Consider the following 15979-nt stretch of genomic DNA (forward strand, 5'->3'; position numbering starts at 1 on the left):
GAAAATAAAATCCGTGAAGAGTGTCACTAAAATCGATTAACAATAAATTAACAACGTGTTGATTGGTAATAATAAATAAACACTTTTACCGAAAAGTGTAATCTAATGCTTACGCAAATCGACATTCAGTTTACGCGATGCTCAAACTGGCACTAAGATGATCGAGCTCAATGTAACGAATCAGCTCCATGGCCGAACGAATGCCCAATTTACTTTGAATTCTCGCTTTGTAAGTACTGACTGTCTTCTGATTAATATCCAGTTGATTAGCTATCTGCTTATTGGTCAAACCTTGAATCAACAAATTTGCCACACTCAACTCTCTGCTGGATAGTCTTTCATTGAGTCGAAAACTAGGTTGAAAATTAACTGTTCGCCCAACTTCCCCCATTATGCTCTGAATGGTGTCAGTCAATGCAGCTGATTTCACAATGTGGCGCGCATGTGCAAGTTCTGCAGATATTGCTTCATGATATTCATTGAGAAAAATAAGTCTTCCCTTAAAATTCATTGATTCAATATGCTGATGCAACTGCAAACTAGCGTCTTTACTACAGTAGCTATCCACAACCACTAAATTAAAAGGTAAATCACGCAATCTCTTTACAGCGCAAGCGAGATCACTGGCAACGACCACCTGCGTAACGCGTTTTTCTCTCATCAACATTTTTCTTAGGGCATTAGCGCTAGTCGAATTTTCTCCAACTAATAAGCAATACACACCATCTTCAATACTTTGATGGCTTAACTGCTTGCTGATATTTTTGCTATACAGTTCAGCGAGATCGCCAATCGGCATCGGCATCGCCGAATAATAACCTTGACAAGTATCCACGCCTAAATGACGTAAATATTGCCAAGTATCTTCGTCCTCCACACCTTCGACAACACAATGCAAGCCTAAGGATTGCGCTAGCAATAAGCACATGTTGGTGAGTTGCTGGTTTTTATAATTGGTAGAGAGATCGCGGACAAAGCTTTGATCTACTTTAAGTTCTGTAAAGGGTAATTTCGAGAGCTGACTTAGAGAGGCGTAGCCTGTGCCAAAATCATCAATGGATAGACCAACACCATGCATTCTTAAACGCGCAAGATTAGCCAGTGATGCTGTCGTACCGTTATAGACATGATCTTCCGTCAGCTCGAGCGTGAGTTTATCAGTGGGAAACGCGTATTTGTGACAGAGAGTAAGAATAGGGTCACAGATCAGCTGTTGTAAATTACTCTGGGAGATATTGATTGATAACTGGAGATCGGCTGACAAACTGCCTAAAGCCGATAATGCTTTATCCAAAACAATTAAAAACAGCTTATCCATCAAATTCAGCTCTTCAATAAGAGGCAGAAAATGCGCAGGGCTTAATACACCATGAACTGGGTGATCTAGTCGGACAAGTGCCTCGACTCCAACCATGGCACCCGTTTTAAAATCAAACTGAGGTTGATAGTAATTGAATAACCAATCTTCACTGAATGCTGTTTCTATCTCTTTGTACCCTAATGAGATAGGCGTAATGCTTGCGGCCTGTTGTTCACACTTCACATGAAACGCATGAATCACGGTTTCAAGTTGCTCAATAGAATAGGGTTTTCGTAAAACATCGACAAAATTAAAGCTCGCTAAACAGCACATGTTATAAGTAAGGTCTAACACAGCATCATCAACAGCACTCAATATAATAATTCCGAGTGAAGGATGTTTATCCCCAAGCATCGACAAAAGCGTAACTCCGTCCATTTCCGGCATATGAATATCACAAAAAACCAGTGATATCTCTTTGCGCAAGCATAAAGCCAACGCTTGGTGTCCATTTGCTGCAATATCGACGTTATTCAACCCAAGTTGTCTGAGTTTCAGTTTCAAACTCGTGGCTTGAATTCGATCATCTTCGACAATCAAAATGTTCATTCGTCATCTACTCGTTGCTGTTTATCTAACCATTCTTGTGCTTGTGTAATCACGATTTTAATTTCCATTATCAGTCGTTGTTTTGCAGATACAACAGCTTGTGGTTCTAATTCGCGCTCCAAGCTAACCGCAAGACTCGCGAGATAATCCAGTTGAAGCGCCCCGGCAGAGCCTTTAACACGATGAGCTATCATTTTGTAATCAGAATCATGCTTTTCGAGTCTATCGACCTCGGCCGCTAAAGATTCTGCCACAACAGAAGCAATTTCACTTTTTTCACCCGGTAAAAAGCTCTCAAGCCAGCTTTTTGAGTCAGCATTTACTAAAGGATACATAGAAAGATAACCACTCAACATAGTATACAGCGACGCCAACGAATAGGGTTTATACAGCACGTGTTCCATACCTGACTGGTAAGCCTTCTCTGCGATCAACCGTGAGTCTTCCGCCGTACAACCGATAACCACCTTATATCTCTCTTGCGGAATATTATTTTTAACAAATCTTGCTAAAGCGAAACCATCCATTTTAGGCATATGGCAGTCCGTTAGTAGTAAATCGAACTGGCTGTCTTCGCTTTGTAAAAGGTGGCATGCCTCTTCTCCATCACCAACAATGGTTGCTTGCACACCAAGTTCATGCAGCTGTTTTTTTAATAACAAACGGTTAATAGCGTCATCATCAACCACCAAAACATGCCCACAAAGTTTCATTTTTTTCGGTTGAACCAGCACTTGTTCACTATCTTTTATCTTATCAATAAGCAGGTCAGGATAGAGATGTTTTTGGGTCATTATCGCGTCAAAATCGACCAAGGATACACCACCTTGACTTACCGAAACCTGCCAACACTTCAGCCACTCGATAATGCGTTCGTTAGTGCAACGGTAGTTACGTTGACTCAACGGTTCAGACAGCGGCTCACCACAAATGGGAAGCACTATCGTTACTTGAGTCCCCTCATTCAGCGTACTGGAAACCGTGATATGACCATCCATTAGATTGACTAAATTCGATACTATTGACATACCAAGCCCAGTACCACCATATTGGCGAGTAATGGTTTTATCCGCTTGCATAAATGGCTTAAATAACGAATCCAAGTGCGCTTCATTCATTCCGCACCCCGTATCTTTTACGGCAAAGACTATCTGTTCTTCCGTCAATTCAACGTGGATCGAAACCGTACCTGCCGTAGTGAATTTAACAGCATTGGCTAATACATTGGTAAGAACCTGATTTAAGCGTAACGCATCAAACTTTGCGTAAATAATAGCTGTCGGCACCCAATCAACAACGAACTCAACGCCTTTCAACTTAGCACTCGCTTCAAAGCTTCTAATGGTGGGACATAACTCTTCTAAAATATTATGCTGGCGTATATCTAATTGTAATTGCTGAGCTTCCATTTTTGAAAAATCTAAAATCTCATGGACATGGTGCTTAATTCTCTCGGCAGAACGAATTGCATTCGTCAATAGCAAACGGCTCTCATCGTTTTTAATTCGAGTTGATAAAATCTCCATCAACCCTAGCATGGCCGCAATTGGCGTTCTAAGCTCATGACTCATTACAGCTAAAAAATGATTCCTCGCATCTACGGCTTCTAGTGCCTTATTATTAGAATCACGTAATGCTAATTCTGAGAGCTTGAGTTCTGTGATATCACTGCAAACGGTCAAGTAATGAGTATCCCCACTCTTGGGATGCGCAATCGATTCATGATTAATGACATAATATTTCTCATCAATCTGATAGTGTTTATTCGACAGATCGACAGATCCGATGCCAGTACATATGAGGCAATTCACATCATCACTAATTAGAGAAGCCTTGCTACATTGCTTATATGAACGGTTAGATAACACTACTTTCCCATTCACATCTGAAATAAAGATCATGTTGGGTATTTTATCGAGCAAATCCGTCAGCCATTGCACTTGAACTTCTGAAAGTTTTGAACTGATTTGACTGTATTTTAAGGAACTTTTTAACTTATAAAATATAATTATTCCAAATAATAATAAAAACAAAAAAATACACATTGCAATCAAAGAATAGATTATAACTTGCTGCTTATCATAACCATAATTCACATTCACTTTCTTATGGAGTGATTTTAGTGCATTAATCTCAGACTCAGTTACCATAGTTAAAGATCGGCTGAGCATTTCAAACAATATCGACTCATCCTTTCGAAAGACCATACCGATATTAATAGAGTAACCTTCATTATCTATTGCTGGAAGTATCAAGAACTTATCACCAAGATATGCCATTTGCTGATTTATAATATCTTGATTCATTAAGGCATGGGTTATCTTACCTGATTTTAAATCTAGAATAACCTTTTTAAGATCTCTATAAACTTTAACTTTTTTATTATCTTCATAGATTTTTAAGTGGCTATATAAGTAACCAGTACGATCTAATATCGCTAATTTTTTCTGTTGAAAAGGCTTTTTAGTGACCACATAACCAAATTGCAAATTAGTGTAAGATGGGGTCGCTATAAAATCACGATTATCGATATCATCGACACTTAATGAAGGCAATAAATCAACTTCATTATCGATAAGCATCTGTCTAATATCTCTGCCATTGGCCGGTACATACTGAAATTTAAGGAAGCTTTTTGATTCAATGAGCTTGAGTAAATCATGGACATATCCTTTCACCTGATTATCACCCTCATCACAATAAGAGAGTGGATATATATCTTCTTCTATGGTGTATCTGACAATTTGATTGCTATTTTCTTGACTTAATAATTTTAGGCTGTCTTTATTATTCAAAAAATAAATATTAGTCGAGTCTATCTTATTAGCTGTATTTCCAGTTGCTTCAGCAAGAATGAGTTTATCAAAAATGTTTTTTAATTCATTATTTCCCATCGGCAAAATGATTCTATTTATTTCGACACCTAATCGACCATCTGCAATAATCTCACCGTCATATCCAGAATTAGGGCTGATATAATGATTGAGTGATATATAGTTGGTTATCGTTGCATCGGCTAAACCTTGCTTCATCATTTCTGCTGATTCTAAGAAACTTTGTGCTAGTAATATGTGTGGGTAATGGCTCTGCTCTAATGTTTCACAATAAGATGAACCTTGTACGCAAACCCATTTCAAATGACTCATATCTTGCTGATTTAATTTTTTGTCCCTTAGCCAAATCACTCGTAGGTTATTATAGAGTGGCAAACTGAATAAAATGTTTTTTTCTCTCTCTTTTGTTTTGCTAAAACCAATAGCAAAATCCACATCACCATCATGCACAGCAGTGACAAGATCAGTTATCGATTGATAGCTACGATATTCAATTTTGACATCAAGCTCTTTTCCTATCCCTACCGCATAATCATGTTGAATACCGATTGTATTCTCAATGCCGCCCCAATAAGGTAGCCAAGGTTCAGACAATACACCCATTACAATGACTTTTTTTGCTTTTAAATAGGTACGTTCCGAATCTGATAAATAATCGGCAGCACAAACAGTATTAAAAAGTAAGTTAATTGCTAAAATTAACAGCAAGTAGATACGTAACAAATTCATTCTCGTGATATTGATTCCAATATCCAACTAGTTTAACGATCCTGCTCGTCATTGCCAAGAATAGGGCATCAGAACAAAACTGGTTAAAATACATATTTATCAACACGTTAATGTAGTGTAGGAATAATCTTACAAGAGAATAAACCCATAAAATTAGAATGTGAGATGCATATCCGCACCAAAACATAATTTCGGTGCGGATATTATTAATGAGATGAAGTACGAATAATTTCAGCTAAACTTGATAAGCGTCGTTGATGCTCAGCGACATAAGGATTACTACGATCCCAAGCATATCCTGCAAGAATAGAGCAAATCATCTGCTTTATTCTTGGATTGGGCGTTTGGTAAAAAATCACCTCTTGTAACATGCCGTTGTACCAACCTTCCACATAAGTGCGGAACGTATCCACTCCGACCATTAATGGCTGAGAATACTCTTGCTGCCAATCTACACTTTCTTTTTTTAGTTGGCGTACAACACAAGACACCGCTAACTGAGCCGATTTCATGGCTATCGTTACACCTGATGAAAACACCGGGTCTAAAAATTCACCAGCATTGCCTAATAAAGCATAATTTACCGTGGCCAAGTGCTTAACATTTGCAGAATAGCCGCCTAGCTCACCAGCAGGATTAGGATATTCGGACTTCGAAAGCAGTTCTGCCAGCTCAGACATTTCATTCACCAACTGCTGGATCGCCGCAATTTTATCACTTGGATAGCCGTCAAAAAACGACGGTTCACCGACAACACCTAATGAACATGTGCCGTTAGAAAAAGGAATGAGCCAGTACCATACGTCAGGATTACGCGGATGGACGGAGATCAGTATCTTGTTTCGGTCGTAGTCTGGTTGTTCAGGGGAGATATGATCAATGATATGGGTAAAGATGGCTTTTCTCGGAGGTAAACACGACGGCTCTTCCAAATCGAGTAACTTAGGCAATACTCGCCCAAAGCCACTGGCATCAAGCACGAAGTCGGCTTCAATTTGATACGTTATACCGTGTTGATCCGTCACCAATAATTGTGATTTATTCTCTTCAAATTCGATATTCGTCAGTTGATGTTGATAACGAATTTCAACCCCTTGCTTAACAGCAGAATCCGCTAATACTTTATCAAATTGACTACGCTGTACCTGAAAAGTGGTTCCCGGCCCATTCGAATATTTGTCGGTAAAATCAAACTGGGCGTATACACCATTTTTTCGAAAGGCAGCACCATTTTTATATTGAAAACCCGCACGCATAACATCAGGTAACATTCCCGCCGCTTCTATCACTTCCATACAAGCAGGTAATAAGCTTTCGCCAATAGAAAAGCGTGGGAAAAGTGCTTTTTCGATAACCAACACGCGTATGTTTTGCGCATGGAGTAATGCCGCGGCAGTCGAACCCGAAGGGCCCGCACCAATGATAACAACTTGAGTTATCTCTTTATTCATGAATTGACTCGCATCGATTTTAATTAAGCTTGGGCTTTTAGCTCTAACAAGGTGTGGCCAAGGCCAATATTGTCGGTTCGTTTGATCACCTGTAATCCTGCTGCTTGAACGATTTCTAAGAAATCTTCGCTGCGATAGAAGCGACTATTACCATTTGCAAGGCAGGTAAAATACAAAGAGGTGGCATTGAGGCTATAAGAAGCCGCATCGTACTTCTGTGAATCCCAGAACAGTTCCAAAATATAAACCGTCGAATATGCAGAAAGATTGGCGCGAACGCGTTTTAAAATACTCAAAATTTCCATTGGCGAAAAACAGTCTAAAAACTGGCTCATCCACCACACGTCCGCATTTTTTGGTAACGGTTGTTCTTTATCGAGCATGTTGGCTGGAAAAGGATGAATACGCTGCGTAAAACCTTGTTGCTGCGCGTTAGCCATCGCCATTTCCAACTGTTGTGGCAGATCCACAATCGTCACTTCAACGTCTGAATCATAGTGACAACATTGCAGTGCCCATTTACCCGTATTGCCACCAATATCGACCAAATGTTTCGGTTTTTTACGAAACACTTCTTTCAGCAAAATAGGAAAAGAACGATCGGAATAGAAGTGATCGAATTTGAACCAACTGTCTTTAGCTTGCTGGGGCAAACGCGATAAACCTTGGTAGATGGTATCCCAATCGCCGAGTTCTTTCAGACCAGCAGGCTTGCCTTCGGTGATCGATTCAGTTAAGTGCATCATGGCGGCATAACAAACGTCTGCCGTGAAATCCATATTGGCTTGCGTCATCCCATCATGCAGCAAAAAAATGCCTAGATTAGCCAACGAATAATTCGGTTTATCCCATAAAACAATGTGGGCACTGATGGCCATATCGAGTAATACTTTAACGCCATACTCTGACACGCTCGTTTCTTGAGCAATTTGTTCTGCGTTTAAACCTTTTTCGCCAGCATTATCTAATGCAGCCAATATGCCTAAGTCACGTAATGTACGCGCCGTATGAAAAACGATGGGGGCAAAAGATAATTTTTGAGCTTCGGTTTTTGCCTCTAAAGCGTTATAAGGATCTATTTTTTGATTTAACACATTAAAACCTAACTTTAATTTGTGAACAATATCCAAACACTTAATCTAAGTTCGACTCAATTCTTAAAAATCAATATTTAAGTCAAGGATACAAACGTTTATAGTTGCGAAGAATAATCTTGTGCCATAGTATTTAACCCTATCAAAAACAATGCAATATCTTATGTCAAATCAACAGCAAATAATCACGTTAAATATTGATACTTGGGTTGCAAATTCTGCAGGCTTATCTCACCCTTCTGATTGGCAAAATTGGGCGAGAGAAGAGATTTGGCCTGACGATAATACGCTCAACACAGACCATATTCCTCCTATGATGCGCCGCAGAATGAGTAGTTTGAGCAAATTAGCCGTGCAGACTGCACTGACTGCTATAGAATCACAACATATTGATTACATGGTGTTTTCATGTCGTCATGGCGAGCTTCATCGTAGCGTTGAAATCGTGAAGTCGATATTGATTGGCGAAGAAGCCTCACCAATGGCGTTTTCACAATCTGTTCATAATACAGCGGCAGGCCTAGCAACCATCGCTTCAAAACAACCGATCCCGTTAACCTCGATTGCAGCAGCACAAAACACATTTCAAAGTGCCATATTAGAAGCTTGGCTCTATTTAAATGAGCACCCTAGTCACAAAGTGCTGTTGGTTGATTTTGATGAGCCATTACCTAGCGACTACCAACAATACGAAGAGTGGCAATTTCAAGGCTATGCCTTAGGGTTAACCCTGTCTCACGGTTCAGATTTTACGCTCTCTATGCAGATGTCTGATACCAAGCCACAACAGCCGCAAGCATTGTCGTTTCTTCACCACTATTTGTCAGAAAAATCTGAATGGATCATTGAGGGCTCGCAAAGCGCTTGGAAATGGCAACGAAAATGTTAGAGTTCAACCGCTACTGGCGTATTGCTGCTACAGGTTTTTGTTTTTTTATATTTGGTTTAGGCGGATTAACGCTGAGTTTTATTATTATCCCACTGATTGCATTATTTTCATCGCAAACAGATCGTCGTGAATATAAAGTTCAAAAATCAATCCAAAACTCATTCAATATATTTTGTAAGTTGATGAAATTAACAGGTGCCATCGACTATAAAATAACCAACGCAGAACTATTAAAACAGGATAAAAGCTGCCTTATTATCGCCAATCATCCAAGCTTAATTGATTATGTTCTCATTGCATCACAACTTCATCAGTGCGATTGCTTGGTTAAATCAGCTATCTGGGCCAATCCTTTTATGAAACGGATTGTTCAAGCCGCAGGTTATATCCCCAATGAAACACCTGATGATTTGTTAAATGTGTGCGAGGAACGCATGAGCCGCGGAAACGTATTATTGATTTTCCCTGAAGGCACGCGAACCACACCCGGCGTTAAACCCAAATTGCAGCGCGGTGCGGCGCAAATCGCAATCCGAACTCAAAGAGACTTACGCATCGTACATATTACCGTTTCTCCGAGTTTTCTCACAAAAGAGCAAAAGTGGTACCAAGTTCCTAAAACCAAACCCTTTTTCCATGTGGAGATAAAGGGTAAAGTTGTCGTCACACCTTTTATTGAAGGTGCTGATAACCCCACCACTGCAGCACGACGTTTAAATCGCCACCTTGCAGAGGTGATTTTCCCCCAAAACAATAACCAGAAATGACAAAACTATTGAAGTTATCGCCCCATAACGTCAAGTTACAGCGAAGCAGAAAGTGAGTAAGTCCCCATTCGTATAGATAACGATATGATTGGGGTGAGCGAACGTAGACAGCACCGCTACAACTTTAAGTGAGGAAGTGTATATCAAGGTTTTGTTCAAAACGGCTAGAACATTATATAAGTAGGTTGAAGTGGAAATACTACACACAGAAATAAAACAGCTCATTATCGACGCACTAAATCTTGAAGATATCTCAGTTAACGATATCGAAACTGACGCACCACTTTTTGGTGATGGGTTAGGTTTAGATTCTATCGATGCTTTAGAGCTCGGTTTGGCCATTAAAAAGAAGTATAATATCGTCATTGACGCTGATGACTCCAATACTCGCCAACACTTTGCATCAGTGGCAAACTTAGCAAATTATATTTCATCTCAAACTAGCCACTAATAAATAGATAGCGTTATGACAGAAGTAAACCAACAACAAGTATTTGATCAAGTTAAAGAAGCTCTCGTTGAACTATTTGAAATTGATGAAGCCGATATTCAACCAGATGCTCACCTTTATCAAGATCTCGATCTCGACAGTATTGATGCTGTAGATCTTGTCGTTCACTTACAAAAAGTGACTGGCAAAAAAATCAAGCCTGAAGAGTTTAAAGCCGTTCGCACCGTCAATGATGTGGTGGAATCGGTTATTGAACTTGTTAAGGAAAGCTAATGCGGCGATTGCTGACGATTTTGTCTGCAATCGTCCTGCTTACCTACCCACTCGCGGTCTACTTCGGGATTAATCAGTTTGGTTTGCAAGCTATAGGGGGCTTCTTAGCCGCTATTTTCGCTTTAAGAATTCTTTCTGGTTGGCAAGCCAAGCTTCAAGAACTGAAGCAACTGGCTTGGCTTAGTGGGTTCGTTGGTATCACTTTGGTGACTTTGGGGATGCTCTTTCAGCAGCATGGTTGGCTACTGTTTTACCCTGTTGTGGTTAATGTATGTCTTTTGGCTCTTTTTGCCTTGAGCCTAACGCAACCGCAAACAGTGATTGAACGGCTGGCGAGACTGCAAGAGCCTGAACTTCCTCAAAGTGGCATTGAGTACACACGCACGGTCACTAAAGTGTGGTGCCTCTACTTCATCATGAATGGAGCCATCGCACTTTATACCTGCTTCCAATCTATCGAGATCTGGACGTTGTATAACGGATTGATCAGTTATCTCCTTGCTGGCAGCCTCTTTGTAACGGAATGGCTAGTAAGGCAAAGGATTCGCAAAGGCTAGGTACGCTATGACTTTCGGCAACCCCGATTTTTGTTCGCTTGCAACGTTACTCTCCTCACCAAGAAACGATTCGCATTGTGTTGCTTTTGACCTCAATAACACCATTAGCTGGGCAAACTTTGTCGCCGATGTCAGCCAACTAAGCCGGCAATTGGCATCGCGAAATGAACATCATATTGCACTGTGTGCTGGCGATAGCTATCGGTTCTCAGTCGGTTTTTTCGCCGTCTGTTACACGCAAAAATCATTAATTCTGCCCGGTAATTATCAACCTGCGGCACTGGCAGAACTGAGTCAACACTTTGAGTTGTTGCTGTGTGATGAGGCAATAACAATACCCAATTCTACGCCAACTTTCTCTCTTAACCATTTAGCGCTACCCAACGACATGCGCGATGAAGCCGTTTGTTTTGCACCACTTTCATTAGAGACACAAACCGTGACGCTGTTTACGTCAGGCTCCAGCGGTCAGCCTAAGGCTATCATCAAAACACTGCGGCAGCTTGAAGCTGAAATCGCTATTTTAGAGCAGCTTTGGGGCGAACAGCTCATTGGTGCAAAAGTGGAAAGTACAGTTTCTCATCAACATATTTATGGGTTGCTATTTCGTGTGTTATGGCCACTGTGTGCAGGCCGAGCATTTGCCCGCCATAACTTGGAATTTCCAGAACAAGTGACCGCACATGCGCATCCGGACACTGTGCTGATCAGTAGCCCTGCGCTATTGAAACGCTTATCACAAGAGCATCCAAGCCCACTGCGCACACTATTTTCTTCCGGTGGCCCGCTTCCCTACTCTGCTTCTTGTCACGCAAAAACCCTGTTTGGGCAACGACCTATCGAAGTGTATGGCAGTACGGAAACTGGCGGCATCGCTTTTCGGCAACAGCACAGTGCAACACAGCAATGGCAGCTTTTTCCTACTGTTGAAGCAAGACTTAACAGCGAGAACTGCTTAGCCTTGCGCTCCGCACACATTGATCCGAATCATTGGTATCAAACAGCCGATGAATGTGAGTTTTCCGACCAACGGCACTTTACCTTGAAAGGTCGCACCGATCGCATTATCAAAATCGAAGAAAAACGGATCTCACTGGTTGAAGTGGAACAGCGTATTGAACAACTGCCGTGGATCAGTGAAACAGCCGTGTTACCACAACAAGACGGTGAACGTTTGATCTTAATCTCAGCGATTGTACTGTCAGCCTGCGGCACTGAAAAATTAGCTCAACTTGGAAAGGGGAAGTTCTGGCTGTTGCTGCGTTCTGAACTGCGCCAATGGTTAGAACCTATTGCTGTACCTCGACGCTTTAGAGTGGTAAAAGAGATCCCACTCAACAGCCAAGGTAAGCGCCTTGTTGCTGAACTAGAAACACTATTCCAACCATAAAAATAACGAAGCCCAATAGATTATGGCCAAAAGAACACCCACATTATTATGTGCTGAAACTCAGCCTCACACGGTGAATTTGACGCTGCGCGTTGACGCCGACATTATTGATTTTTCAGGACACTTTGCACATTTTCCATTGCTGCCAGGCGTTACCCAAATCGATTGGGCACTGCGCTATGCACGAGAATACTTATCTGTACCCACAAGCTTTCAAGGTATGGAAGTGATCAAATTCCAAGAACCTATCTTGCCAGACATGACCGTTCAACTGGCATTAAGTTGGGATGAGGAAAAACAGAAACTCGCGTTTAGTTATAGTTCACAGCGTGAGGGTTTAAACATCATTCACTCATCAGGAAAAATGAAGTTGGGTGAAATCTGTGGCTGATTATCAAGCTTGTTTTTTAATTCCGTGCTACAACCACGGCAGCACAGTAGCAGAAGTGGTCTCATCACTCAGCGTATTTGAACTTCCCATTTTACTGGTTGATGATGGCAGCAATCAGCAAACAAAACAGGTGTTGAGCAACGTCGCTCAGCAAACACATGTTCACCTAATTACCCTAGAACAAAACCAAGGCAAAGGTGGTGCGGTAATGGCTGGTATTCGCCAAGCGCAGCAGTTGGGGTTTAGTCACGTCATCCAAATTGATGCCGATGGCCAACATGATTTACAAGCGCTGCCTAAATTACTGGCCGCGTCAAAGCAACATCCAAACCACCTAATTTCTGGTCAGCCGATTTACGATGACAGCGTACCCAAAGCGCGTTTATATGGCCGTTACGCAACGCATATTTGGGTTTGGATTGAAACGCTATCCTTTACGATCAAAGACAGTATGTGTGGTTTTCGCGCGTATCCTGTAGACCTCACCGTTGAGGTGCTCAATAACCATAAGATCGGCACGCGCATGGATTTCGATATCGAAATCTTAGTTCGCATGTATTGGCACGGGGTCGATATCGATTTTGTGGAAACTCGCGTCATTTATCCTGAAGGAGGCGTCTCTCATTTTGATGCTCTGTGGGATAACGTCAAAATCAGTTGGATGCACAGCAAATTATTTTTTGGCATGTTACCGCGTATTCCTCAACTTCTGAAACGCAACCAAAGCAGGCACAACAAAAGTGGCGCAGAGCCAAACCAGCACTGGTCAAAGCGTCAAGAACGAGGAACGGTTCTGGGTATTAAAGCGTTACTGGCGGTATATAGCCTACTCGGTCGGCCAATTTTTAACCTGATGCTGAAACTTGTAATGAGCTATTACTACCTTACCGGAAAACAAGCTCGCCAAGCCTCTGAACAGTATTTACAGCACTTACAAAGCTACGCAAACCGTCGCCAAATCACGCTGCCAAATCATCTCTCTAGCTATAACCATCTGCTCTCTTTTGGCCACACTATGCTGGATAAATTGGCGGCATGGAAAGGCGATTTTTCGGTAAAAAATTTGACCATCCATGGTCAAGAATCGTTCCAAACTTTAGCAAAACGAAAACAAGGTGTGCTTCTTTTAGGATCTCACCTTGGAAATATTGAACTGTGCCGCGCTCTGGGACGTCGGCATTCTCATATTAAGATCAATGCGTTAGTCTTCACCGAGCACGCCGAACGCTTCAATGCGGTAATGAAAGCGATCAATCCCAACTCAGAACTGAACCTCATTCAAGTGAGCCGTTTGGGCCCCGATACCGCTATTTTGCTTCAACAGAAAATAGAGCAAGGAGAATGGGTGGTGATCGTCGGAGATAGAACGTCCACCAGCAAAGAGACCCGAGCCGTATGGGCCGATTTTTTAGGCCAACCCGCACCGTTTCCACAAGGCCCTTTTATGTTGGCCTCGGTGTTGAAAGCTCCCGTCTACCTTTTGTTTGGCTTAAGAGATGAACGTTCTAAAACTCCACATTTTAACGTCTATTTCGAGCACTTTAGCGACAACATAGATTTACCGAGAAAAGAGCGACAAGCGGCGCTAGCGCAGGTAGTACAACGCTACGCTGATCGGCTGGAACATTACACACTGCAAGCTCCACTGCAGTGGTATAACTTTTTCAACTTTTGGACTCTAAGTAAACAGCAGCATGATGATTCAGACAGATAACCGCATAACTTTTGGCGTCGATCGCCTCACCATTGAAGATGTTGTCGCGATTTCGCAAGGCGCGCAGGCCAACCTCAATTCTTCAGCGGAATTCACCGCTAAAATTGATCGCGGCGTCGCTTTTCTAGAACGACTTTTAAAAGAAGAAGGCGTGATTTACGGCGTAACCACCGGCTATGGTGATTCATGTACCGTTGCCATTCCGCCGAATCTAGTAGACCAATTACCACTGCATTTGACTCGCTTTCACGGCTGTGGCTTAGGCGAGGTATTAAGCCATCAGCAATCTCGCGCAGTATTAGCAACACGCTTGTGTTCACTAGCGCAAGGTGTCTCTGGTGTGAGCCATGAACTACTTAACCAAATAGTCACCTTGATCAACCACGATATCGCCCCTCGTATTCCACAAGAAGGTTCGGTCGGGGCAAGCGGCGATTTAACGCCACTCTCCTACCTCGCGGCCACACTGATTGGTGAGCGCGACGTGCTTTATAAAGATGAGATGCGCCCAACTCAAGATGTGTTTAACGAGCTGGGTATTCGCCCGATCAAGCTAAAACCAAAAGAGGGATTAGCGCTGATGAACGGCACATCAGTCATGACTGCTTTGGCCTGTTTAGCCTATAAACGCGCCGAGTATTTAACTCAACTCTGCACCAAAATTACCGCCATGGTGTCTGTCGGTATTCAGGGTAACGACTTCCATTTTGATGCCGCGCTATTTGCCGTCAAGCCGCATCCTGGCCAGCAACAAATCGCAGCATGGCTACGTGATGACTTACAAGCAGAGCGCCCACCTCGCAACAGTGATCGCCTGCAAGATCGCTATTCATTACGCTGCGCACCTCATGTGATTGGCACAGTGCAAGATGCGCTGCCGTGGCTACGTCAACTGATTGAAAATGAGCTCAACAGTGCCAACGACAACCCCATCATCGATGGCGATAATGAACGCGTACTGCACGGCGGCCATTTTTACGGCGGCCACATTGCCATGGCAATGGATACCTTAAAAACACAGGTTGCTAACCTAGCCGATTTGCTCGATCGCCAAATGGCGCAATTGATGGATTACAAATTCAACAACGGTTTACCGTTTAACTTAACTGGCGCAGAAGGCGAAAGAAAACCGATCAACCACGGCTTTAAAGCCGTGCAGATCGGCATTTCAGCGTGGACGGCCGAAGCCTTGAAACATACCATGCCTGCCAGCGTTTTTTCACGTTCGACTGAGTGTCACAATCAAGACAAAGTCAGCATGGGAACCATTGCCGCACGTGATTGTCTACGTGTGCTTGAACTGACAGAACAAGTGGCGGCCGCCTCGCTGCTAGCAGCGACCCAAGCAATAGAATTACGCAAACGTCATCATGAGCTGGATGAGCAACACATGAGTCACAATATCAAGCAGATGCGCTTAGCCGTGTTACAAGAGTTTGATTTTGTGGTGGAAGATCGTCCGCTAGAACATGATTTGCGCCACTTCATTAGCCGCATTCAACAACGCCACTGGACACTTTACTAGGAAGC

General features: G+C 42.4%; 13 protein-coding genes. 9 read left to right on the top strand and 4 right to left on the bottom strand.

Annotated features, from left to right (window positions below):
* Positions 1–130: 130 nt before the first annotated feature.
* The 4 genes from EXZ60_RS04220 to EXZ60_RS04235 form a co-directional block, all read right to left on the bottom strand.
* A complete protein-coding gene (locus EXZ60_RS04220) occupies positions 131–1909 on the bottom strand; it encodes an EAL domain-containing protein (RefSeq protein WP_017048098.1) in 1779 nt (592 codons plus the stop codon).
* On the bottom strand, positions 1906–5499 hold the full coding sequence (locus EXZ60_RS04225) for a transporter substrate-binding domain-containing protein (protein ID WP_277435327.1): 3594 nt from the start codon (positions 5497–5499) through the stop codon (positions 1906–1908). The genes EXZ60_RS04220 and EXZ60_RS04225 overlap by 4 nt, the downstream gene beginning before the upstream one ends.
* 179 nt (positions 5500–5678) lie before the next feature.
* A complete protein-coding gene (locus EXZ60_RS04230) occupies positions 5679–6923 on the bottom strand; it encodes an NAD(P)/FAD-dependent oxidoreductase (protein ID WP_277435328.1) in 1245 nt (414 codons plus the stop codon).
* 23 nt (positions 6924–6946) lie between these two features.
* Positions 6947–8017 carry a class I SAM-dependent methyltransferase gene (locus EXZ60_RS04235; RefSeq protein ID WP_029189785.1) on the bottom strand — a complete coding sequence of 357 codons (1071 nt, stop codon included), beginning with the start codon at positions 8015–8017 and terminating at the stop codon, positions 6947–6949.
* A 151-nt stretch (positions 8018–8168) separates the two neighbouring features.
* Between EXZ60_RS04235 and EXZ60_RS04240 the strand changes: the two genes are divergently transcribed.
* The 9 genes from EXZ60_RS04240 to EXZ60_RS04280 all read left to right on the top strand — a co-directional run bounded on the left by EXZ60_RS04240 (position 8169) and on the right by EXZ60_RS04280 (position 15974).
* The gene (locus tag EXZ60_RS04240; RefSeq protein ID WP_064625603.1) at positions 8169–8906 is read left to right on the top strand and encodes a beta-ketoacyl synthase chain length factor; all 738 of its coding nucleotides are present in this window, start codon (positions 8169–8171) and stop codon (positions 8904–8906) included.
* The gene (locus EXZ60_RS04245; protein ID WP_029189783.1) at positions 8900–9673 is read left to right on the top strand and encodes a lysophospholipid acyltransferase family protein; all 774 of its coding nucleotides are present in this window, start codon (positions 8900–8902) and stop codon (positions 9671–9673) included. The genes EXZ60_RS04240 and EXZ60_RS04245 overlap by 7 nt, the downstream gene beginning before the upstream one ends.
* Positions 9674–9863: 190 nt before the next feature.
* Positions 9864–10124 carry a phosphopantetheine-binding protein gene (locus tag EXZ60_RS04250; protein ID WP_019282451.1) on the top strand — a complete coding sequence of 87 codons (261 nt, stop codon included), beginning with the start codon at positions 9864–9866 and terminating at the stop codon, positions 10122–10124.
* 15 nt (positions 10125–10139) lie between these two features.
* Positions 10140–10397, top strand: a complete 258-nt coding sequence (locus EXZ60_RS04255) for an acyl carrier protein (RefSeq protein ID WP_017045148.1) — start codon at positions 10140–10142, stop codon at positions 10395–10397.
* Complete coding sequence (locus EXZ60_RS04260) at positions 10397–10954, top strand: hypothetical protein (protein WP_017045147.1); 558 nt, start codon at positions 10397–10399, stop codon at positions 10952–10954. The genes EXZ60_RS04255 and EXZ60_RS04260 overlap by 1 nt, the downstream gene beginning before the upstream one ends.
* A gap of 7 nt (positions 10955–10961) precedes the next feature.
* Complete coding sequence (locus EXZ60_RS04265) at positions 10962–12344, top strand: AMP-binding protein (protein ID WP_277435329.1); 1383 nt, start codon at positions 10962–10964, stop codon at positions 12342–12344.
* A gap of 22 nt (positions 12345–12366) precedes the next feature.
* Positions 12367–12735 carry a 3-hydroxyacyl-ACP dehydratase gene (locus EXZ60_RS04270; RefSeq protein WP_017045145.1) on the top strand — a complete coding sequence of 123 codons (369 nt, stop codon included), beginning with the start codon at positions 12367–12369 and terminating at the stop codon, positions 12733–12735.
* Positions 12719–14449 carry a glycosyltransferase family 2 protein gene (locus EXZ60_RS04275; RefSeq protein ID WP_081244997.1) on the top strand — a complete coding sequence of 577 codons (1731 nt, stop codon included), beginning with the start codon at positions 12719–12721 and terminating at the stop codon, positions 14447–14449. Before EXZ60_RS04270 ends, EXZ60_RS04275 begins: the two co-directional genes overlap by 17 nt.
* Positions 14430–15974 (top strand): aromatic amino acid ammonia-lyase, encoded by a 1545-nt coding sequence (locus EXZ60_RS04280; protein WP_094166007.1) that lies wholly within the window; start codon positions 14430–14432, stop codon positions 15972–15974. The genes EXZ60_RS04275 and EXZ60_RS04280 overlap by 20 nt, the downstream gene beginning before the upstream one ends.
* Positions 15975–15979: the final 5 nt, after the last annotated feature.

It is taken from the genome of Vibrio sp. 1151_11, assembly GCF_029478525.1.
GTDB classification, from domain to species: domain Bacteria; phylum Pseudomonadota; class Gammaproteobacteria; order Enterobacterales; family Vibrionaceae; genus Vibrio; species Vibrio anguillarum.